17 protein-coding genes are annotated in these 20,681 nt (G+C 73.5%); 5 read left to right on the top strand and 12 right to left on the bottom strand.

Going from position 1 to position 20,681, the window contains the following annotated elements; translation table 11 throughout:
* Positions 1 to 9: 9 nt before the first annotated feature.
* Positions 10 to 1,356, bottom strand: coding sequence for a UDP-N-acetylmuramoyl-L-alanine--D-glutamate ligase (murD, locus tag Q3W68_RS25835; RefSeq protein ID WP_302907906.1), 1,347 nt, complete (start codon positions 1,354 to 1,356; stop codon positions 10 to 12).
* Between the two features lie 87 nt (positions 1,357 to 1,443).
* Here murD and Q3W68_RS25830 point away from each other — a divergent pair, with 87 nt between their 5' ends.
* A complete protein-coding gene (locus Q3W68_RS25830; RefSeq protein WP_302907905.1) occupies positions 1,444 to 2,793 on the top strand; it encodes a hypothetical protein in 1,350 nt (449 codons plus the stop codon).
* Positions 2,794 to 2,971: 178 nt separating this feature from the next.
* Here Q3W68_RS25830 and Q3W68_RS25825 read toward each other — a convergent pair whose 3' ends face one another.
* From Q3W68_RS25825 to Q3W68_RS25815, 3 genes are all read right to left on the bottom strand, one after another.
* Positions 2,972 to 4,777 (bottom strand): PucR family transcriptional regulator, encoded by a 1,806-nt coding sequence (locus Q3W68_RS25825; protein WP_302907904.1) that lies wholly within the window; start codon positions 4,775 to 4,777, stop codon positions 2,972 to 2,974.
* A 169-nt stretch (positions 4,778 to 4,946) separates the two neighbouring features.
* Positions 4,947 to 6,398, bottom strand: a complete 1,452-nt coding sequence (gene argG / locus Q3W68_RS25820) for an argininosuccinate synthase (RefSeq protein WP_252447647.1) — start codon at positions 6,396 to 6,398, stop codon at positions 4,947 to 4,949.
* A 45-nt stretch (positions 6,399 to 6,443) separates the two neighbouring features.
* Positions 6,444 to 7,256, bottom strand: coding sequence for a TrmH family RNA methyltransferase (locus Q3W68_RS25815; RefSeq protein ID WP_368045768.1), 813 nt, complete (start codon positions 7,254 to 7,256; stop codon positions 6,444 to 6,446).
* 102 nt (positions 7,257 to 7,358) lie between these two features.
* Between Q3W68_RS25815 and Q3W68_RS25810 the strand changes: the two genes are divergently transcribed.
* Positions 7,359 to 9,191 (top strand): thiamine pyrophosphate-requiring protein, encoded by a 1,833-nt coding sequence (locus Q3W68_RS25810; RefSeq protein WP_302907902.1) that lies wholly within the window; start codon positions 7,359 to 7,361, stop codon positions 9,189 to 9,191.
* A gap of 4 nt (positions 9,192 to 9,195) precedes the next feature.
* Here Q3W68_RS25810 and Q3W68_RS25805 read toward each other — a convergent pair whose 3' ends face one another.
* Positions 9,196 to 9,756, bottom strand: a complete 561-nt coding sequence (locus tag Q3W68_RS25805; RefSeq protein WP_302907901.1) for a dihydrofolate reductase family protein — start codon at positions 9,754 to 9,756, stop codon at positions 9,196 to 9,198.
* Between the two features lie 115 nt (positions 9,757 to 9,871).
* Between Q3W68_RS25805 and Q3W68_RS25800 the strand changes: the two genes are divergently transcribed.
* Positions 9,872 to 10,471 (top strand): thymidylate kinase, encoded by a 600-nt coding sequence (locus Q3W68_RS25800; RefSeq protein WP_302907900.1) that lies wholly within the window; start codon positions 9,872 to 9,874, stop codon positions 10,469 to 10,471.
* A gap of 68 nt (positions 10,472 to 10,539) precedes the next feature.
* Here Q3W68_RS25800 and Q3W68_RS25795 read toward each other — a convergent pair whose 3' ends face one another.
* The 4 genes from Q3W68_RS25795 to Q3W68_RS25780 all read right to left on the bottom strand — a co-directional run bounded on the left by Q3W68_RS25795 (position 10,540) and on the right by Q3W68_RS25780 (position 15,366).
* On the bottom strand, positions 10,540 to 12,750 hold the full coding sequence (locus tag Q3W68_RS25795; RefSeq protein ID WP_302907899.1) for a transglycosylase domain-containing protein: 2,211 nt from the start codon (positions 12,748 to 12,750) through the stop codon (positions 10,540 to 10,542).
* Between the two features lie 102 nt (positions 12,751 to 12,852).
* Positions 12,853 to 13,656 (bottom strand): hypothetical protein, encoded by an 804-nt coding sequence (locus tag Q3W68_RS25790; protein WP_302907898.1) that lies wholly within the window; start codon positions 13,654 to 13,656, stop codon positions 12,853 to 12,855.
* Between the two features lie 124 nt (positions 13,657 to 13,780).
* The gene (locus Q3W68_RS25785; RefSeq protein WP_302907897.1) at positions 13,781 to 14,887 is read right to left on the bottom strand and encodes an SPFH domain-containing protein; all 1,107 of its coding nucleotides are present in this window, start codon (positions 14,885 to 14,887) and stop codon (positions 13,781 to 13,783) included.
* 5 nt (positions 14,888 to 14,892) lie between these two features.
* Positions 14,893 to 15,366 carry an NfeD family protein gene (locus Q3W68_RS25780; RefSeq protein WP_302907896.1) on the bottom strand — a complete coding sequence of 158 codons (474 nt, stop codon included), beginning with the start codon at positions 15,364 to 15,366 and terminating at the stop codon, positions 14,893 to 14,895.
* A 98-nt stretch (positions 15,367 to 15,464) separates the two neighbouring features.
* Here Q3W68_RS25780 and Q3W68_RS25775 point away from each other — a divergent pair, with 98 nt between their 5' ends.
* Positions 15,465 to 16,775 (top strand): serine hydrolase, encoded by a 1,311-nt coding sequence (locus tag Q3W68_RS25775; protein WP_302907895.1) that lies wholly within the window; start codon positions 15,465 to 15,467, stop codon positions 16,773 to 16,775.
* A 180-nt stretch (positions 16,776 to 16,955) separates the two neighbouring features.
* On the opposite strand, the gene Q3W68_RS25770 is transcribed toward Q3W68_RS25775, so the two are convergent.
* Positions 16,956 to 17,768 carry a DUF3097 domain-containing protein gene (locus tag Q3W68_RS25770; protein WP_302907894.1) on the bottom strand — a complete coding sequence of 271 codons (813 nt, stop codon included), beginning with the start codon at positions 17,766 to 17,768 and terminating at the stop codon, positions 16,956 to 16,958.
* A 161-nt stretch (positions 17,769 to 17,929) separates the two neighbouring features.
* Between Q3W68_RS25770 and Q3W68_RS25765 the strand changes: the two genes are divergently transcribed.
* The gene (locus tag Q3W68_RS25765; RefSeq protein ID WP_302907893.1) at positions 17,930 to 18,724 is read left to right on the top strand and encodes a hypothetical protein; all 795 of its coding nucleotides are present in this window, start codon (positions 17,930 to 17,932) and stop codon (positions 18,722 to 18,724) included.
* A gap of 22 nt (positions 18,725 to 18,746) precedes the next feature.
* Here the strand turns inward: Q3W68_RS25765 and Q3W68_RS25760 are convergent, their stop codons facing one another.
* Positions 18,747 to 19,610: an HAD-IIA family hydrolase gene (locus Q3W68_RS25760; protein WP_192580785.1), complete on the bottom strand. Its 864-nt coding sequence runs from the start codon at positions 19,608 to 19,610 to the stop codon at positions 18,747 to 18,749.
* Complete coding sequence (locus tag Q3W68_RS25755; protein WP_302907892.1) at positions 19,559 to 20,590, bottom strand: ferrochelatase; 1,032 nt, start codon at positions 20,588 to 20,590, stop codon at positions 19,559 to 19,561. Before Q3W68_RS25755 ends, Q3W68_RS25760 begins: the two co-directional genes overlap by 52 nt.
* Between the last annotated feature and the right edge of the window lie 91 nt (positions 20,591 to 20,681).

Below are 20,681 nucleotides of genomic sequence, written 5' to 3'. Positions count from 1 at the left end.
CGGTGTCGCTCAGCGGGCGGTGTCGGCCACCGCCTGGGCGAACACCTCGGAGCGGTGCTCGAAGTTGCGGAACCGGCCGTAGCTCGGCGCCGCCGGGGACAGCAGCACCACCCCGCCGGCCGGGGTCAGCTTGCGGGACAGCCCGACGGCGGCGACCAGGTCGTCGGCCAGCTCGGTACGCACCGACGGCAGCCCGGACAGCGCCTCCACGATGCGGGGGCCGCTGTCCGGCACGCCGATCACGGTGATCTCCCGGTCGGCCAGGTGCGCGCGCAGCGGGCTGTAGTCCAGCCCTCGATCGGCGCCGCCGACGATCACGGTCAGCGGCCGTCCCTCGTACGCGTCGATCGCGTGCATGGCCGCGTACGGGCTGGTGGCGAGCGTGTCGTCGACGAACGTCAGCCCGGACGGATCGGCGATCTCGGTGAGCCGGTGCGCCAGGCCCTGGAACTCGGCGACCGCCACGGCGAGGCTGTCCTTGCGCGCCACCACGTCGACGCCGAGCGCGTCCAGCACGGCGAGGGCGACGCAGAGGTTGCCCTCGTTGTGCCGCCCGACCAGCGGCAGCACCGCGCGCGGGAACAGCGGCGTGTCCCGCAGGTGGAACCACTGCGTGCCGTCCGGTCCGGTGGCCACGTGCGTGGTGTCCGGCGAGCCGGCCCGTACCGCCGCCCGGTCACCCAGCTCGGCCGCCAGGCGCGGGTCGGCGCCGTTCACCACCACGGCGTGCGGACCGTGCGCGAGCAGGTTGAGCTTGTCCCGGTAGTACTCCCGCTCGCCGCCGTGCGCGTCCAGGTGCTCGGGGAACAGCGCGGTCACCACCGCCACCCGCGGCGAGTCGGTCAGGTCGGAGCACTGGTAGCTGGACAGCTCCAGCACGTACAGCTCCGCCTCGGGCAGGTCCAGCAGCGGCACCCCGATGTTGCCGCCGAACACGTTCGGCCGGTCCATCGCGGTGAGCAGGTGGCTGATCAGGCTGGACGTGGTGCTCTTGCCCTTGCTGCCGGTCACCCCGACGGTCCGGTCCGCGTGGTCGGCCATCCACAGCGCGCTGCCCTGCGTGACGGGCACGGACCGGCGGCGCAGCTCCACCATCCACGGATGGGTGTTCGGCACGCCCGGCGAGCGGACCACCACGTCGGCGGCGGCCAGGCGCTCGAAGCCCTCCTCGCCGGTGACGAGCGGCGCCGCCGCGGCGAGCGGACCGTCCCACGGCAGCGTGAGGAAGTTGGCGCTGTCGTCGACGACGACCAGGCCGGCCGGCCCGTGCGCGGCGATCGCGGTCACCGCGGCCCGGCCCTCGCGGCCGGCACCCCAGACGGCGACATGACGTCCGCGCAGATCAGACAGGCGCACGGGCTCTCCTCGGACTCGGTCGACGCAGGGCGGGCAGGGTCCGGCCCAGCCGGACACGGACGGACGAACCAGGGCCTAGTATGGCGTGTGCCCAACGAGCAGCTGCGGCGGATGGACGCCTTCACCTTCCCGTCCTACTCGATCGACTTCGCCACCGGCGAGGTCCTGTTCGACTACGCCCTGACCGGTCCCGACGGCGAGCAGCGGTTCACCGAGGTGATCACGCTTCCGCTGCCGGCCGAGCCGGTCTCCGACGCCACGGCGGCCACCCTGGCCCGGGTGCTGGAGCTGCTGCACGTGGTCGCCGGCGTCAGCTACTACAAGGCCGCCGCGCCGCCCCGGCTGGTGCTGCCCGCGCCGCTGGGCGCCGCCGCCGCCGAGCTGGTCACCGCCGTCTACACCAAGGGCCTCGCCGAGTACGCGTACCGCAACGAGCTGCCGCACGTGCTGCAGCTGCGTCCCGAGGTGCCGTCCGGCACCGTGGACCCGGCCGTGCCGGTGGACAACTCCGACCGCCGTCCGCTGTCGGCGGTGGGCGGCGGCAAGGACTCCATCGTCACGCTGGAGGCGCTGCGCCGCGCCGGCCTCGACCCGGTGCCGTTCTCGGTCAACCCGAACCACGTGATCGTGTCGGTGAACGAGGCGTCGGACCTGGTGCCGCTGGCCGCCCGGCGGCGGCTGGACCCGGTGCTGTTCGAGCTGAACGCCGCCGGCGCGCGCAACGGGCACATCCCGGTCACCGCGATCAACTCGCTGATCGCGGTGGCGACCGCCGTCCTGCACGGGCTCGGCCCGGTGGTGATGTCGAACGAGCGTTCCGCGTCCGACCCGAACCTGATCTGGAACGGCCACGAGATCAACCACCAGTGGTCCAAGGGGGTCGAGGCGGAAGGGCTGCTGCGCGCCGCGCTGGCCGAGCACGCCGGGCTCACCGAGCCGTACTTCTCGTTGCTGCGTTCCCTGTCCGAGCTGCACATCGCCCGGCTGTTCGCCGAGATCGACCGGTACGACGCGGTGGTGACCAGCTGCAACGCCGCGTTCAAGCTGCGCGACGCGAGCGAGCGCTGGTGCCGCGACTGCCCGAAGTGCCGGTTCGTGTTCCTGGCCATGGCGCCGTTCATGCCCCGGGAGCGGCTCACCGGCATCTTCGGTGGTGACCTGCTGGCCGACGAGTCGCAGATCCCCGGCTACCGGGAGCTGCTCGGCATCGACGGGCACAAGCCGTTCGAGTGCGTGGGCGAGGTGGAGGAGTCGGTGGTCGCGCTGAGCCTGCTCGCCCAGCAGGAGCAGTGGCGCGACGCCCCTGTGGTACGCGCCCTGGTGGCGGCGCTGCCCGACACCGCCTGGCAGGCGGCGGCGACCTCCGACGTGTTCACCCCCGGCGGCGACAACTACGTCCCCGCCCTCTACGCCAAGACCCTCACCGCCCTGACCTGACCCCTCCCGCCCCTCTCCCCCTCCCCCGCCCGCCTCGCCTCGCCGCGCCTCGCCTCGCCGCGCCTCGCCCGTCGATCATGAAGTTAGGCCGGCGATTTGTCGGGATCGGCGCCGCCAACTTCATGATCAACCCGTCGGGCGGAGGGCGGAGAGGGCGGGACCGGCGTGACGGGGTGGGTCAGGGGGCGCGGATGGCGTCCAGGGCCAGCAGTGCCACGTGCAGGGACAGGCACCTGTCGACCGAGTCGAGGTCGGCGTCGAGGATGCGGCCGATGCGGGCCAGCCGCTCGTAGAACGCCGGCCGGGACAGGTGCGCGGCAGCAGCGCCGGCCGACTTGTTCCGGCCCTGCTCCAGGTACGCCCGCAACGTGCCCAGCAACTGCTCCCGTGGATGCTGGGCGTCGTAGGCGAGCAGTGGCCCGAGTTCACGCTCGACGAACGTCTGCAACCGGGGCTCGTCGCGCAACAGGTGCAGCAGCCCGGCCAGCCCCACGTGCGGCAGGCGGTAGCAGGGCAGATCCCGGGGATCCCGCCGGGCCGCCTCGGCGACCTGCCGCGCCTCGATCAGTGACCGGCGCGCCTCGCGCAGGCTGCTCACACCGGACCCGGCCGCCACCACGATCGCGGCCCGGGGCGGCGCGTCGACCGGGCGCGCACTCCCCGACGCCACAGCCCGTCCGGCGGGCCGGTCCGGAGCGTCGACGGTGCGGGCCGGGCGGGCGGCGGGGGCAGCGTCGAGGCGTACCCGGCGCAACGCCGCGGCGAACGCGGACAGTGCCTTCTCCTCGGCGGCCGGGTCGGGAAGCGCCAGCAGCGCGCCCACGGCCTGGTCGTCGAGCGGGCTGGTCAGCGCGGTGAGCTTGGCGTCGCGGACGGCCTGGCTGACCGCCTCGGCGAGGTCGCGCAGCCGGGCCGGGCCGGCTTCCGGGCCTTCGACGTCGGTGTCGCGGCGCGTGCCGAGCCGGGCCGGGGCGGGCTCGTCGTCGGGGGCGCCCGCGTCGCCGGCGGGCTCGTCGGCGCGGTGCCGGACCACGACGCCGACCAGATGCCGGCGGTCCAGGACGACGCCGAGCGCCTTGGCGCGCAGCGCCACCTCGTCCACCGGGCGGGTGTGGTCGATCAGGGCGGTGAGCAGCGTACGGTGGATCTGCCGTTCCAGGCCCTCGGCGTCGCGCCGGATCAGCCGGCCCAGCGCCAGCGTGGAGGCGGCCCGCTCGATCAGGATGGTCAGCCGGGTCGGCGGTGTGGACTCGGTCGCCGGCCAGCGCAGCAGCAGCCGCCCCCAGTCCTGTCCGCGCGCGCCGACAGTGGTGACGAGCCAGCCGCTGTCCGGGTCGTACGCGGTGCGCCCGGGCGGGCGGATCTGCCGCGAGTGCCGTTCCCAGCCGTCCAGCAGCAGTTCGGCGTTCTCCCCCGCCGGGTCGTACGCGAGCACCTGCCGGGACAGGTTCTCCAGCACCATCGGGCAGCCGGCCAGCTCGACGGCCTGCCGCAGCACCTCGGCCGGTTCGGCGCCCTCCACCGACAGTTCGGTGAACCGCTGGTGGATCTCCTCGGTGGCACGCAGCTCGGTGAGCTGGGCGTCCACTATCAGCGCGTGCACCGCCTCGGTGATCCGGACGAACGGGGTGCCCCGGCGCAGCTCGATCAGGGGCAGGCCGCGTCGTTCGGCGGCCGCGGCCATCACGCGTGGCACTCCGCTGACGTAGCGGCGGCCCAGCTCGACCACCAGCCCGGAGACGCCGACGTCGGCCAGTGCGCCGATGAACTCGCGGAGCCCGGCGTCGTCACCCGGCAGGCCGATCCCGGTGGTCAGGACCAGTTCCCCGCCGCCGAGCAGGGTGGCGATGTCCGGCACCTCGGCGATGTGCACCCAGCGCACCGACCGGTCCAGCCCGGCGTTCCCGGCGACCAGGCGCGGCGCGCCGTGGCGCACGGGCACCAGGTCCAGCACCTCACGCACGGTAGGGAACACGGGCGACACGCTACCCTGCGTCACCACCGTTGCCGAGGCCCGGACGGCCCACCGACCGACCGGCGAGGCGGGACCGGCGGGATGTGAGGCGGGACCGCCGGGCGGGGGCGGCGGAACGAGCCGCGGACCGCCGCCCGGTCGGGCAGCGGTCCGCGAACGTCGGTGCGGGAGGCGGCGGTCAGTCGACGCCGAACTCCATGGCGGCCCGGTCGAGCGCCTCGTCCTCGGCGGTGGGCACGCCCCGGGACGCGATGGCCTCCGCGCCGCCCTGCGGCATGGCGCCGATCAGCCCGGTCGAGGCCGCCTGGGCGGCGCCGACGACCCGCTGCGGGGTGCCGCCGCCGACCATGCCGACGGAGGCGTACTGCTCCAGCTTGGCCCGCGAGTCGGCGATGTCGAGGTTGCGCATGGTGAGCTGGCCGATCCGGTCGGCCGGGCCGAACGCCGAGTCCTGGGTGCGCTCCATCGACAGCTTGTCCGGGTGGTAGCTGAACGCCGGGCCGGTGGTGTCCAGGATCGAGTAGTCCTCGCCCCGGCGCAGCCGCAGCGTGACCTCGCCGGTGACCGCCGTGCCGACCCAGCGCTGCAGCGACTCGCGCAGCATCAGCGCCTGCGGGTCCAGCCAGCGGCCCTCGTACATGAGGCGGCCGAGGCGGCGGCCCTCGTTGTGGTAGTTGGCGAGCGTGTCCTCGTTGTGGATGGCGTTCACGAGCCGCTCGTACGCGGCGTGCAGCAGCGCCATGCCGGGGGCCTCGTAGATGCCCCGGCTCTTGGCCTCGATGATCCGGTTCTCGATCTGGTCGGACATGCCCAGGCCGTGCCGGCCGCCGATGGCGTTGGCCTCCAGCACCAGGTCGACGGCGCTGCCGAACTCCTTGCCGTTGATCGTCACCGGGCGGCCCTGGTCGAAGCCGATCGTGACGTCCTCGGTGGGGATCTCCACGGACGGGTCCCAGAACTTGACGCCCATGATCGGCTCGACCGTCTCGATGCCGGTGTCCAGGTGTTCGAGCGTCTTGGCCTCGTGGGTGGCGCCCCAGATGTTGGCGTCGGTGGAGTACGCCTTCTCGGTGCTGTCCCGGTAGGGCAGGCCGCGCTCCAGCAGCCACTCCGACATCTCGGTGCGCCCGCCCAGCTCGGTGACGAAGTCGGTGTCCAGCCACGGCTTGTAGATCCGCAGCTGCGGGTTGGCCAGCAGGCCGTACCGGTAGAACCGCTCGATGTCGTTGCCCTTGAACGTCGAGCCGTCACCCCAGATCTGCACGTCGTCGGCGATCATGGCGCGGACCAGCAGCGTGCCGGTCACGGCCCGGCCCAGTGGCGTGGTGTTGAAGTAGGCCCGCCCGCCGGAGCGGATGTGGAAGGCGCCGCAGGTCAGCGCAGCGAGCCCTTCCTCGACCAGGGCGGCGCGGCAGTCCACGAGCCGGGCGACCTCGGCGCCGTAGGTGTGGGCGCGGCCGGGCACCGAGGCGATGTCGGGCTCGTCGTACTGGCCGATGTCAGCGGTGTAGGCGCAGGGGACGGCGCCCTTGTCGCGCATCCACGCGACCGCTACCGAGGTGTCGAGGCCGCCGGAGAAGGCGATGCCGACACGTTCGCCGATGGGCAGGGAGGTGAGAACCTTGGACACAAGGAAGATTATGCACGGTCTCGCATGGTCATGCAAGCCGGTGCGTCAGAACGCGTCGTCGCGCCCCAGCTCCCAGAACGCCACCGCCGCGGCGGCGGCCACGTTCAGCGAGTCCACGCCGCGCCGCATCGGGATCACCACCCGCACGTCGCTGGCCGCCTGCGCGGCCGCGGTCAGGCCCGGCCCCTCCGCCCCGAGCAGCAACGCCGCCCGCTCCCGCTGCGCCGGGGTCAGCCGCTGCATCGGTACGGCATCCGGCGCGGGCGTCATCGCGAGCACCGTGAAACCGGCCGCCCGGACCTGGTCCAGTCCCTCGGGCCAGCTGTCGAGCTTGGCGTACGGCACCGCGAACACCTCACCCATGCTGACCCGTACGCTGCGCCGGTAGAGCGGGTCGGCGCAGGTCGGCGACAGCAGCACCGCGTCGACGCCGAGCGCTGCGGCGCCCCGGAAGATCGCGCCCAGGTTGGTGTGGTTGTTGACGTCCTCCAGGATCACCACGCGCCGGGCGGCGCCCAGCACCTCGTCGGCGGACGGCAGCGGCTTGCGGTGGAACGACGCGAGCACGCCCCGGTGCACGTGGAAGCCGGTGGCGCGCTGGAGCACGTCCGGCGTGGCCGCGTACACCGGCGCGTCACCGGTGTCCAGGTCGGCGAGCTGGTCCACCCGCTTGGCGTCGACCAGGTACGACCGGGCCGGGTAGCCGGCCCGCAGCGCCCGCCGCAGCACCAGCTCCCCCTCGGCGATGAACAGCCCGTGCGGCGGTTCCCAGCGGGTACGCAGCTCCACGTCGGTGAGCGCGCGGTAGTCGGCGATCCGGTCGTCGTCGGGGTCGGTGATCTCGTGGACGGGCACCAGGCGATTCTGCCCGGCCCGTCCGGCCGCTCCGGCGCGGGCCGGGTTTCCGTCGTCCCGCCCGGGGAAGGGAGCCGGAAGGCCGACGGCGACGGAGGGACCACGATGGGCGCGGATCACGACGGCAACCTCCCTCGCGACGCCACAGTCGCCGACTACCTGGTGGCCCGGCTCGCCGAGTGGGGCGTGCACCGCTACTACGGCTACCCCGGCGACGGGATCAACGGCATGACCTCGGCGTTGCAGCGGGCCGAGGGGCGCGCCCGGTTCATCCAGGTCCGGCACGAGGAGACCGCCGGTTTCGCGGCCGGCGCGCACGTCAAGTACGGCGGCGGCCCGCTCGGCTGCGTGGTGGTGACAAGCGGTCCGGGCGCGATCCACGCGCTCAACGGCCTGTACGACGCCAAGCTCGACCACCAGCCGGTGGTGGCGCTGCTCGGGCACACCGCGCTGCCCGCCGAGGGCGGCGGCTACTACCAGGAGGTGGACCTGCTCTCGCTCTACAAGGACGTCGCCTCGGCCTTCCTGGCCCAGCTCGACGACCCGTCCCAGGCCCGGCACCTGGTGGACCGGGCCTGCCGCACGGCGCTGGCCCGGCGTACCGTGACCGCCCTGGTCCTGCCCTCCGACGTGCAGGACCTGCCGGCGGTGCCGCACCCGCCGCACGCCCACGGCTACTACCACACCAGCGCGGTGCCGAGCAGCGCGCCGACGGTGCCGCCGGAGGCCGACGTGCGCCGCGCCGCCGAGGTGCTGCGCGGCGGTGAGCGGGTCGCGATGCTGGTCGGGCAGGGCGCGCTGGGCGCCGAGGACGAGGTACGCCGGATCGCCGACCGCCTCGGCGCCGGCGTCGCCACCGCGCTGCTCGGCTTCACCGCGGTCGACCACCGGCAGCCCTGGGTGACGGGCGCGATCGGCCTGCTCGGCAGCCGCCCGAGCTGGCAGCTCATGCGCGAGTGCGACCGGCTGCTGATCGTCGGCAGCCAGATGCCGTACTCGGAGTTCTACCCGCCGGAGGGGCAGGCCCGCGCGGTGCAGATCGACATCGACGGCACCCGGATGGGGCTGCGCTACCCGACCGAGGTGAACCTCACCGGCGACGCCGGGCCGACGCTGCGCGCCCTGCTCAAGGAGCTGGGTCCGGGGCCCGGCCCGACCGCCTGGCGGGCCACCCTCGCCGACGCCACCGGCAAGTGGCGGGCCTCCCAGCGCGAGGTCGCCGCCCAGCCGGCCGACCCGGTCAACCCGCAGTCGCTGTTCGCCACGCTCGACGACGCGCTGCCGGACGACGCCATGCTCGCCGTGGACTGCGGCACCGCCACCGCCTGGTACGCCCGGCACGTGCGGGTCCGCCCCGGCATGCTGGCCAGCCTCTCCGGCACGCTGCTCTCCATGGGCGGCGGGATGCCGTACGCCCTGGCGGCGAAGTTCGCCCACCCGGACCGCCCGGTGATCGCGTTGCTCGGCGACGGGGCGATGCAGATGAACGGCGTCAACGAGCTGATCACGGTGGCGAAGTACTGGCGGGAGTGGGCCGATCCCCGGTTCGTGGTGCTGGTGCTCAACAACCGGGACCTGGCGTTCGTCAGCTGGGAACAGCGGTCCGGCGAGGGCACGCCGATGTTCCCGGACAGCCAGGACCTGCCCGACGTGGCGTACCACAGGTGGGCGGAGGTGCTGGGCCTCGGCGGTGAGCTGGTCGACTCCCCCGCCCGGGTGGACGGCCTGTGGCAGCGGGTGCTCGACGCGGACCGGCCGGTGGTGGTCAACGCGGTGGTGGACCCGGCCGAGCTGATGCTGCCGCCGCACTTCACAGTGGAGCAGGCCCGCAAGACCGCCGCCGCGGTGCTGCGCGGGGACAGCGACCGGGCCGGCATCGTGCGGCGCGGCGTGCCGGCCGCGCTCGCCACGTACCGGCCCCGCCGCCGGGGCCGCTGAGGCGTCAGGCCCGCTCGTAGCGCAGCAGCACCGACCGTCCGTCGAAGGCACGCGTCTCGATCAGCCGCAGGTTCTGGCGAGCCAGGTCGGGCAGCACCTGCCGGCCGCCGCCGAGCACCACCGGGTGCACGATCACCCCGTACTCGTCGACGAGCCCGAGCGCGGCCAGCGCCGTCGCCGCGCCGGTGCCGCCGGTGACCAGCAGGTCGCCGGGGAACCGTTCGCGGACCTCCGCCATCTCCTTCGCCAGGTCGCCGCCGCCGACGACCAGGGCGCCGTGGCCGGCCTCGGCGAGCGTCCGGGAGACCACGACCTTCGGGGTACGCCGCCAGATGGGCGCGAACGCCAGGTCGTGCGGGTGGTCGGAGATCGACTCGGCCTGCGGCCAGTAGGAGGACATCATCTCCCACACCCGCCGCCCGTAGACGAAGGCGGCGGCCCGCTCGGACAACCCGATCGAGTACGCGGACAGCTCCTCCCCCATCTCCGGCCAGTCGAACTCCCCGTTCGGCCCCTCGATGAAACCGTCGACCGACGTGTGCACCCAGTAGACGACCTTGCCCATGATGTGTCCCTCCGCGTCGCGCGGCGCTCCCGGGACGGGCGCGCTCGCCAGGGGGTCGGAGCCGGCCGGGCGTATCCGACAGCCCGGCGGCGTCGATTTCAGGCTAGCCTCGGGCGTGGCCCGCCCCGTGATGATCGCACTGATCGGCGTCGACGGTTCCGGCAAGACGACCCAGGCCAGAGCGCTCGCGGCCCGGCTGCGCGAGCGGGGTGTCCGGGCGCGGTACTTCGAGAACGCCGGTGGGCGGCCGCTGTGGAACCGGCTGGCCCGGGCGCTCGGCCGCGCCGACGGGGTGGCGCTGTTCGGCCGTACCCTCTATCCGGCGCTGGAGGCGACGGTGCGCGCGGCGGCGATGGCCCGGACCGTCGCGGTGGCCCGCCTGACCGGACGGGTGGCGGTGCTGGACCGGTGGACCTGGTGCCAGGACGTGATCATGACGGCGCGGGGCGACCGGGGACGGCGCGTGGTGCGCGCCGCGTACGCGGTCTTCCCGCGCCCGGCCGTGGTGTGCTTCCTGGCCACCTCCCCCGAGGTGGCCCGGCGGCGGGTGGCCGCGCGGGGCATCGACACCGAGGAGCTGGCGCACCTGCGCGCGCTGGACGCCGCCTACCGGGCGCTGCCGGAGTTCGGCACGTTCGTCACGCTGGACGGCGAGGCCGATCCGGGCGAGGTGGCCGCCGCCCTCGACGCGGCCGTGGGTGCGGCGCGGCGTTGAGCCGTACCTGGGCGCGGCGTTAAGAAGGGGCCCTTCCTCTACCGGAGGCGTTAAGAAGGGGCCCTTCCTTAACCGCGGTCGCGCAGCCAGCGGAGCACGTCGGAGGGCAGCTCGCGGTCCTCGCGGTCCTCGCGCTGCTCGCGGCGGTCCGGCTCGGTCCGGCGGGGCGGCTGGGGGCGCTGCGGGTCGCCGACCAGCGCCCGGCTCGGCGCGGTGAAGCCGGCAACCGGCTTGCCGGTGAGCGCCGTCCTGATGGTCCGGGCCACCGCGTCGATCACCTTCGCCTGCACGGCGGAGCCGACCAGGTCGGTGACGTCGTCCGGGTTGGCGGCGATGCCGGCCACCGCGACCTGCGGGGTGTAGCCGACGAACGTCTCGGTGGCGTTGCGCTCCGAGCTGCCGGTCTTGCCGGCCACCGGGCGGCCGACGATCGAGTCGACGGCGGTGGCGGTGCCGCCGTTGCACTGCCCGAACGCGGACTGCTGGCCGACCGGGCAGCGGGCCGCGTCGGTGGCGGCGCGTGCCACGTCCGGTTCGAGCACCCGCTTGCAGGACGGCTGCGCCACGTCGACGGCGTCGCCGTCGGGCGCGGTCACCGACACCACCGGCAGCGGCGTGCAGTACGTGCCCTCGGCGGCCACCGTGGCGTACGCGTTCGCCAGGTCCAGCGGAGTCGTGGCGGCCACGCCGAGCGTGAACGCGCCCCAGTTCGCGGCGTTGTCGCGGGCGAACGCGGCGTCGGAGTCGGCCCGGAAGGTGATGCCGAGGCGCTGGGCCATCTCCACCACCTTGTCCTCGCCGACCTGCTCGGCCAGCCAGACGAAGTACGTGTTGACGGAGCGGCCGAAGCCGTCCCACATCATCCGGTAGCCGTCCATCCACTGCGGGTTGGCGTTCGCCGGGCACCACGTGCCGTCGCAGTTGCCCTCGTCGTCCGAGGCGTACCGGGTGGGCAGCCGGCTCGGGGCGTCGAAGCCGGTGGACAGCGGCTTGCCGGCCTCCAGCGCGGCCAGCATGGTGAACATCTTGAACGTCGAGCCGGCCTGGTAGCCGTCGACGCTGGCGCCGCCGGAGATCAGCGGGTTGACGGTGTTCGGGTGGTTGGCCTGCCCGGCCGGGTTGTCGTCGAGGCTGTAGTGCCGGTTCACCGCCATGGCGAGCACGCGGCCGGTGCCGGGCTCGACCGCCGCGATCGGCAGCGCCCGCTTGTTGCCGTACCCGTAGACCTTGGTGGCCTGCTCCTGCGCGGTCTGCTGGATCTTCGCGTCCAGCGTGGTGACGACGCGGTAGCCACCCCGGCGCAGCGCCTGCTCCCGCTCCTCGGGCGTGCTGCCGAAGGCCGGCTGGGTGAGCCACCACCGGCGCAGGTAGTCGCAGAAGAAGCCCCAGTCGTCGTGGCCCTGCGCGGTGGCGGTGCAGCCGTTGGGCTGGGCGGTCGGGCGCAGCTTCAACGCCTCGGCCTTCGCCGCCGTGGCCTGCTGCGCGGTGATCGCGCCGGTCTCGGCCATCGCGTCGAGCACGTACCCGCGGCGCGCGAGCGCCTGGTCCTTGTCGCCGTCGATCGGGCTGTACGCGTCGGGCGACTGCACCAGGCCGGCGAGCAGCGCCGCCTCGCCCAGCGTCAGATCGGCCGGCGCCTTGCCGAAGTAGCGCTGGCTCGCGGCGGCGACGCCGTACGCCCCGGAGCCGAAGTACGCGATGTTGAGGTAGCGGTTGAGGATCTCGTCCTTCGACAGCGACTGCTCCAGCGCGTTCGCGTACCGGATCTCCTGGAGCTTGCGCCCGACTGTCTGCTCGGTGGCGGCCTGCCGCTCCTCCGGGGTGCGGTTCGGGTCGGTCTTGAGCACGTTGCGGACGTACTGCATGGTCAGCGTGGAGCCGCCCTGCTCGGTGCCGCCGCCCTTGACGTTCGCCACCAGCGCGCGGGCGATGCCGCGCAGGTCCGCGCCGCCGTGCGAGTAGAACCGCCGGTCCTCGGCCGCGATGATCGCCTGCCGCATCACCGGGGCGATCTCGGCCAGCGGCACGTCGGTGCGGTTCACGTCGTAGAACGTCGTGATCAGCGTCTTGCCGTCGTTGGCGTAGAGGTAGGAGCGCTGCGGCTGCACGGGGGTGCGCAGCGCGTCGGGCAGGTCCGCGTACGCGCCGAGCGCCGCCCGGGCGGCGAACCCGCCGAGCAGTCCGCCGGGGAGTGCGGCGACCGCGAGGACGAGCCCGGCGAGCAGGCCGGCCAGCAGCACGGTGAACAGCCGCGACAGCGGCGACCTGGGAGACGGCATGCACGCAAGGATTGCCACGAAAGCCGCCTACCGGCCACCTCGCCAGGCAACTGTCAGTTACCTCACGGCAACTGTTCAGCTGCCGGCCACCGGACGAACCGGTCATCCGGCGCCGAGTGGGCCCTTCGGTGACGCGGGCGGCACCGGTGCGGCGGCGACACTGGCGGCCGCCGCGTCCCGGGCGATCGTCTCGGGCACCAGGCGACCGCTGCGGTAGCCGATGCCGATGCCGGCGACCAGCACGAAGATCGCGCCGAACGTCTGGAGCGAGCCGATCAGCGCGCCACCCAGCCCGAGCAGCGGTGCGGCGATCATCAGCATGGTCCCGTCGCCGTAGGAGAACATCCCGGACCGGGCGACCGACCAGCCGGTGAGGAACCAGCCCAGGCTGTAGAGCGTGGCGCCGAACAGCACGATGCCGCGCGCGGTCACGCCGAACACCGGTGTCTGCTCGGCCAGCCCGGCGAACGGCAGCATCAGCACCATCCCGCCGATACTCGCCAGCAGCCCGGCCAGCGCGACGCGGCGGCAGCGGGTGGCGGCGAGCAGGCCGGTGAGCGCGAGCAGGGCGAGCAGCCCGAGCCACACCGCCGCGACCCAGCCGACCAGGTAGAGCGCCCGGCCGTCGGCCGGGTACGGGTCGTTGCCCACGCCGCCGTCGCTGGCCATCGCCACCAGGCCGTAGAGGACCGCGTACGCCGGCAGCAGCCAGACCGCGGCGCGGGCGAACCGGCGGATCGACCAGGCCCAGGTCGCGTCGGTGGCCGGCGTCCCCGGGCCGGGTTCGGAGACGAACGGCAGGACCCCGAAACCCCCTCCGGTACGCCGGGAGCCGATCGGCCCGGCGGGGTCGTGCGCGCCGGGGACCGGGGTACGGGAGAACAGCCGGTTCGCCGGGTCCTTCATGCCTCACCTCGTTCGCGCCGTGGCCCGGGACGCGCAACGGCGCTCCGGCCCTGCTCACCACCCGTCCTGGAACCGATGGTGGCAGCCGCCGGAGCGCCGCATGAGGGATTCTCGGATTTGCCGGTCAGCCCCGCTCGCGCTGGTCCGCCGGGTCGTTCACCAGGCTGGCCGGTGACACCGGCTCCGGCGCGGGCAGGCCCTGCGGGGCGTTGCCGCCGGTCGCCTGCGCCTCCGCCACGCGTACCTCGTCGTGGATCTCCTGGGCCGCGATGGCCGCGGCCTGGGCGGCCTCGGCGGCCTCCCGCTCGACCTCGCCGGCGCTCTTGGCGGCCTCCGGCGACGGCTGGTCGCCGACCATGTTCGCCAGCCCGCCCAGCGCGCCGCCCATGCCCTCCAGGGCCCTGGTCAGCTCGGTCGGCACGATCCAGACCTTGTTCGCAGTGCCGTTGGCGATCTGCGGCAGCGCCTGGAGGTACTGGTAGGCCAGCACCTTCTGGCTCGGGTTGGCGGTGTGGATCGCGTCGAAGACGGTACGGATCGCCTTGGCCTGGCCCTCGGCCTGCAGGATCCGGGCCTGCCGGTCACCGTCGGCGCGCAGCACCGCGGCCTGCTTCTCACCCTCGGCGGTGAGGATCTGCGACTGCTTGTGCCCCTCGGCGTTGAGGATCGCGGCGCGGCGGTCCCGCTCGGCGCGCATCTGCTTCTCCATCGAGTCGCGGATGCTCGGCGGCGGCTCGATCGCCTTGATCTCGACCCGGGTCACCTTGATGCCCCAGCGGCCGGTGGTCTCGTCCAGTACGCCGGACAGGTGCCGGTTGATCTCCTCGCGGCTGGTCAGCGCGCGCTCCAGGTCGAGCGAGCCGATCACGTTACGCAGCGTGGTGACGGTGAGCTGCTCGATGGCCTGGAGGAAGTTGGAGATCTCGTAGGTGGCGCGAACCGAGTCGACCACCTTGAAGTAGAGAACCGTGTCGATCGAGACGACCAGGTTGTCGGAGGTGATCACCGGCTGGGGCGGGAAGCTGACCACCTGCTCGCGCATGTCGACCTTGGTGCGCACCGCGTCGACGAACGGCACCAGCAGGTTGAGGCCCGGGTTCAGCGTGCGCTTGTACTTACCGAGCCGCTCCACCACGTCCTGACGCTGCTGCGGCACGATCCGTACCGCCTTGAACAGCGTGACCACACCGATCAACGCCACCGCGATCATCAGGATCGCCAGAAACTCCATACCGTTCACCTTTTCCCTTCGGGCAGCTCGCCCGGGGTGGAAATGTCGTCCTGCCAGACCAGGGCGGTAGCGCCCCGGACCTTTATCACCTGCACCCGCTCACCCTCGGCGTACGTGCGCGTCGCGTCGTACGAGCGGGCCGTCCACAGCTCACCATCGATCTTGACCATGCCGCGGTCGGCGTCGACGGGCTCCAGGACCACAGCGGTGGCCCCCTCCAGCGCCTCGACCCCGAACGGCTGCTCCCCGGTCTCCAGCGCCGGCCGCGCGTGCCGCCGGACCACCGGACGGACCACCGCCACCGACAGCGCCGACACCACCGCGAAGATCACCGCCTGGAGCGCCACCGGCGCACCGAGCGCCGCGGCGCCGGCTGCGGCGAACGCCCCGATCCCGAACATGATCAGGAAGAGCGTCGTCGTGAAGATCTCGGCGACCGCCAATACCACACCCAGAACGATCCAGAACACGGCGTCCACGAGAACAATCCTGACACGTCAACGCACGTGTCATCGAACTGTCATGATCGCTAGGCTCGGCACGGCGTACCGCGCCCCCGGCCGACGAGGAGGACGACATGTCCCTGCTGCCCGAGACCGCGCGTCAGGTGGACCTGCTGGTCGCCCGGGCCCAGGCCGAAGGGCGGGGCCCTTCGCTCGCGCTCGGCGTGGTCCGCGACGGCCGCCTGGCGCACCTGGCCGTCGCCGGTGAGACACCCCGCCCGGACGGCGACCTGCAGTACCGGGTCGGCTCGATCACCAAGACCATGACCGCGGTGCTGGTGATGCAGCAGCGCGACGCCGGCCGGCTGGCGCTGGACGACCCGCTGGACGCGCACCTCCCCGGCACCCCCGTCGGCGAGCTGACCGTGCGCCGGCTGCTCGGCCACGTCAGCGGCCTGCAACGCGAGCCGGACGGCGACTGGTGGGAGCGCGCCGGGGGCACGGACCTGGACACGCTGCTGGCCGGGCTGACACCGGACAAGATCGCGCACCCGCCGCACTTCGTCTACCACTACTCGAACCTGGCGTACGGGCTGCTCGGGGCCGTACTGGAACGGATCACCGGCACGCCGTGGGCGAAGCTGCTGACCGAGCGGCTGCTGGCACCACTTGGCATGCGCCGCACCACGTACCACCCGACCGAGCCGTACGCCACCGGCTACGTCGTCCACCCCTGGCACGAGACGCTGCGGGAGGAGCCGCGCACCGACACCGGCGCGATGGCCCCGGCCGGGCAGCTCTGGTCGACAGTCGAGGACCTCGGCCGCTGGGCGGCGTTCCTGGCCGACCCGGACCCGGCGGTGCTCTCCCCCGCCACGCTCACCGAGATGTGCGCGCCCGTGGTCATGAACGACCTGGATTCGTGGACCGGCGGGCACGGCCTCGGCGTGGAGCTCTACCGGGTCGGCGACCGCGTGTACGTCGGGCACGGCGGCTCCATGCCCGGGTACGTCGCCGGCCTGGCCGTGCACCGGCCCACCCGCACCGCAGTGGTCAACTTCGCCAACTCGTACGGCCTGCGCGGCCACCACATCGGCGCGCTCGGCCGGGAGGCGCTCACGCTGGTGCTGGACGCCGAACCGCCCGCGCCCACACCCTGGCGCCCGGCCGACCCGCCCGCCGCCGACGTAGCCGCGCTGACCGGCCGGTGGTGGTGGATGGGCGGCGAGTACGAGTTCCGCGTCGACGCCGCCGGGGACCTGGTCGGCGGCCTGGTGGGCAAGCCGCTGCTCCGTTTCACTCCCGAGGGACCGGACCGGTGGCGGGGCCGATCCGGCTCCCAGGACGGCGAGATCCTCACGGTGATCCGCGACGCTTCCGGCACCCCGGTGGCCCTGGACATAGCCACCTTCGTCCTGACCCGCTCCCCCGACGAAGCCCCATAACCCCCGCCGCCGCCCCGGCGCCCTGCCCCCGCCGCGGTGATCAAGGAGTTTGTGTCGGCGTTGATCTGCAGCACGCCCACAAACTCCTTGATCAACCAGGCGAGGGGCGCGGGCACGGTCGCCCCCGGACCCCAACCGCGACCACAGCCCTGAGAGCAACCACGACCGGGCAGCGACCACTCACCCGGGCTCGGTGACGAAGTCGATCAGGCGCTCCATCGCGTTGATCAGCGGCGTCTCCACGTCGGCGAAGCTGTCCACCCGGGACAGGATGTGCCGCCACATGTCGGCCGGCTCGGCCACCCCGAGCGCCGCGCACACGCCCTCCTTCCAGGGCTGCCCAGGAGGCACCACCGGCCATGCCGCGATGCCGAGCGCCGCCGGGCGTACCGCCTGCCACACGTCGACGTACGGGTGCCCGGTGACCAGCACGTACGGCGAGTTGACCCGGGCCACGATCCGGCTCTCCTTCGAGCCGGGCACGAGGTGGTCGACGAGCACGCCGAGGCGGCGGCCCGGGCCGGGTGCGAACGCGCGTACCTCGTCGGTGAGCGCGTCGATGCCGTCGAGCGGTTCCACCACCACACCCTCGATGCGCAGGTCGTCGCCCCAGATCCGCTCGACCAGCGCGGCGTCGTGCACTCCCTCGACCCAGATCCGGCTGGCCTTGGCGACCTGCGCCCGTACGCCGTCCACAGCGATCGAGCCAGACGCGGTACGCCGTCGCGCGGCGGGCACCGGGGCGCTGGCGGGCCGCCGCAGCGTGACCGGCTTGCCGTCGAGCAGGAACGCGGCGGGCAGCAGCGGGAAGTTGCGTCGCCGCCCGTGCCGGTCCTCCAGCACCACAGCGCCCGAGTCGAAGCCGACGACGGCACCGCAGAACCCGGAGTCGGCGTCCTCGACCACCAGGTCGGGTTCCGCGTCGACCTCGGGGGTCACCTTCCGTCGTCGCCAGTCGCCGGCCAGCACGTCCCCGTCGTATCGCCCCGCCATGCCGCTGACGCTAACCAGCGTCTCGGCGTGTCGCTCGGCGACGCGCCGACCGGGCCACCATCCGTCGGCACGAAACGGTGCGAAGGGGGTAGTTGGGGCCAGGTCGCGCCGCCGGAGCGGCAGCCGAGACAGCAGCGGCGCGGAGCACGTACCCTTTCCGCATGTCCTCCCCCGCAACGGGCGCGGCCACGCTGGCTCCGCGCCGGTCGAGCCGGTTCGTCGCCTGGGTGCGTGCCTGGCGAGCTGGCCTGGTCCCGTTCGACGAGGTGGCCGACGCCGTCGCCGGCGACGAGGAACACCTCGTCGCCGACGCCCCCGGCACCTGGACCGACGTGTCGCTGCGGGAGGCGCTGCCCAGCCTCGCCAAGCACTCACCAGACGACATCCGCCTGGTGCTGCCCGCGCCCGGCGACCCCCGCGGCCTGCCCGGTCCGGGCGCGTTCGCCGGGGCGGCGCTGGTGGCGGGCGAGGCGGTGGTGACGAGCGGGATGGGGCTGGTGCCCGAGGTCCGTACCCACACGTCCGGGTCGGGGATGACCTGGGAGACGGTGCTCTGGCGGGTTCATCCGCTGCCGGCCGATGCGCCGAAGGCGTCGCTCGCCACGCCCGGCGCGGCGGAGGCCGAGGCCGAACTGGCCGCCGTGCTGGCCGAGACGACCGCCACGCTGACCCGCCTGGACGTCGCGCAGTGGCGGCCCGAACTGGCCGGCGCGCTCGCCGCGCTGCGCCGTCCGGACGGCGCGACCGACCTGCCGCCCGGCTTCGATCCGCGGGCCCGCCGGCTGTTCGCGCGCGCCGCCGTACTCGATCGGGTGCTGGCGCTGGCCGGGGAGAGCGCGCCCGGCGGCGCGGTGAACACCTACGAGGCGCAGCAGCGCGACGCGGCGCTGCGGCCGCTGACCACCGCGTGCCGGCAGGCCCTGGTGGCCGCCTGCAACGCGCCGCTGCGGCTCTAGCGGGCCCCGGCGACGCCCCCGCTCAGACCTCGTCGATCAGGTCGGCCACCGAGTCGACGATGCGCGACGGACGGTACGGGTACCGCTCCGCCTCGGTCCGGCTGCTGATCCCGGTGAGCACCAGGATCGTCTCCAGCCCGGCCTCCAGGCCGCACAGGATGTCGGTGTCCATCCGGTCGCCGATCATCGCGGTCGACTCGGAGTGCGCGTCGATGGTGTTCAGCGCCGAGCGCATCATCATCGGGTTGGGCTTGCCGACGAAGTACGGGTCGACGCCGGTCGCCTTCGAGATCATCGCCGCCACCGAGCCGGCCGCCGGCAGCGCGCCCTCCATCGACGGGCCGGTGGCGTCGGGGTTGGTGCAGATGAACCGGGCACCGTCGTTGATCAGCCGGATCGCCTTTGTTATCGCCTCGAAGCTGTAGGTGCGCGTCTCCCCCAGCACCACGTAGTCCGGGGCGAAGTCGCTGAGCACGTACCCCACCGCGTGCAGCGCCGTGGTCAGGCCGGCCTCACCGATGACGTACGCGGTGCCGCCCGGCCGCTGGTCCGCCAGGAACTGGGCCGTCGCCAGCGCGGACGACCAGATCGCCTCCTCCGGCACGTCCAGCCCCATCCGGGCCAGCCGGGCCTGGAGGTCGCGCGGGGTGTAGATGGAGTTGTTCGTCAGCACCAGGAACGGCTTGCCGGAGGCACGCAGCTTCTTGACGAACTCCGGGGCACCGGGCACCGGCTGCCCCTCGTGCACCAGCACGCCGTCCATGTCGGTGAGCCAGCTCTGCACCGGTTTGCGGTCAAGCATCGTGTCGTCCCCAGGGTGTCGTCGGGTCGGGCTCAGGGCCGGCGGGCCGGGGGCACGCAGCACAACGCCGGGCAGGTGTCCCAGGCGGGCAGTTCGCCGAGACGGCGGCGCAGTCGGTCCCCGTCCGGGGCGGTGCGCTCCAGGACCAGCTCGCGGACCATCGCCACGAACCGCGGATCGGTGCCCGGCGTGCCGGCCCGGACGAAGTCCAGGCCGAGCTGCTTGGCCGTCTCCAGCGCCTCGGTGTCCAGGTCCCACACCACCTCCAGGTGGTCGGAGACGAAGCCGATCGGGCTGACCACCACGCCGGTCACGCCCTGCTCGGGCAACGTGGCCAGGTGGTCGTTGACGTCCGGCTCCAGCCACGGCACCTGCGGCGGGCCGGACCGGCTCTGCCAGACCAGGTCGTACGCCAGGTCGGGCGCGGCCGCGGCGTGCACCAGCCGGGCGACCTCCTCGAGCTGGGCGGTGTAGCGGCCGCCGTGCGGGCCGGCGGTGGCCGCCGCCGACATCGGTACGGAGTGCGCGGTGAAGACCAGCCGGGTGCTGTCCCGCTTCGCCGGGTCGAGTTGGGCCAGCGCGGCGCGGACCGCGTCGACGTGCGGCTCGATGAAGCCGGGGTGGTCCCAGAACTGGCGCAGCTTCTCGATCAGCGGGGCGTCCGGGCCGACCGCGGCGCGGGCCGAGGCGATGTCCTCCTGGTACTGCCGGCAGGACGAGTAGCCGCCGTACGCGCTGGTGACGAACGCCAGCGCCCGGGTGATGCCGTCGTCGCGCATCCGCGCGACGGTGTCGGCGAGCATCGGATCCCAGTTGCGGTTGCCCCAGTAGACCGGCAGGTCGACGCCGTTGGCGGCGAAGTCCTCGCGGATCGCGGCGAGCAGGTCACGGCACTGCTGGTTGATCGGCGACACCCCGCCGAAGTGCATGTAGTGCTCGGCGACCTCGGCCAGCCGGTCCGGCGGCACCCCCCGCCCCCGGGTCACGTTCTGCAGGAACGGGAGAACGTCCTCGGGCCGCTCCGGGCCACCGAAGGAGACCAGCACCAACGCGTCGTACGCCATGGGGCCATTGTTCCTCGCCCGCGGTCACGGCGTGGCGACGCCCCCTGGTCGGTGCGGTGACCGCCGGGGCCTGGAGTGTTAAGAAGGGGCC

It is taken from the genome of Micromonospora sp. C28ISP2-4 (assembly GCF_030519385.1).
In the GTDB taxonomy this organism is placed as follows: Bacteria; Actinomycetota; Actinomycetes; order Mycobacteriales; family Micromonosporaceae; genus Micromonospora; species Micromonospora tulbaghiae.
Note: the sequence above shows the minus strand (reverse complement) of the source record. Positions and strands in the feature narration are given on the sequence as shown.

Bases quoted from the DNA above. Each gene is read 5' to 3' on its own strand.
- Q3W68_RS25775 (WP_302907895.1), top strand. From the start codon at position 15,465: ATGTCCCTGCTGCCCGAGACCGCGCGTCAGGTGGACCTGCTGGTCGCC.
- Q3W68_RS25785 (WP_302907897.1), bottom strand. From the start codon at position 14,887: ATGGAGTTTCTGGCGATCCTGATGATCGCGGTGGCGTTGATCGGTGTG.
- Q3W68_RS25810 (WP_302907902.1), top strand. From the start codon at position 7,359: ATGGGCGCGGATCACGACGGCAACCTCCCTCGCGACGCCACAGTCGCC.
- Q3W68_RS25770 (WP_302907894.1), bottom strand. From the start codon at position 17,768: ATGGCGGGGCGATACGACGGGGACGTGCTGGCCGGCGACTGGCGACGA.
- Q3W68_RS25805 (WP_302907901.1), bottom strand. From the start codon at position 9,756: ATGGGCAAGGTCGTCTACTGGGTGCACACGTCGGTCGACGGTTTCATC.
- Q3W68_RS25795 (WP_302907899.1), bottom strand. From the start codon at position 12,750: ATGCCGTCTCCCAGGTCGCCGCTGTCGCGGCTGTTCACCGTGCTGCTG.
- Q3W68_RS25790 (WP_302907898.1), bottom strand. From the start codon at position 13,656: ATGAAGGACCCGGCGAACCGGCTGTTCTCCCGTACCCCGGTCCCCGGC.
- Q3W68_RS25755 (WP_302907892.1), bottom strand. From the start codon at position 20,590: ATGGCGTACGACGCGTTGGTGCTGGTCTCCTTCGGTGGCCCGGAGCGG.
- Q3W68_RS25765 (WP_302907893.1), top strand. From the start codon at position 17,930: ATGTCCTCCCCCGCAACGGGCGCGGCCACGCTGGCTCCGCGCCGGTCG.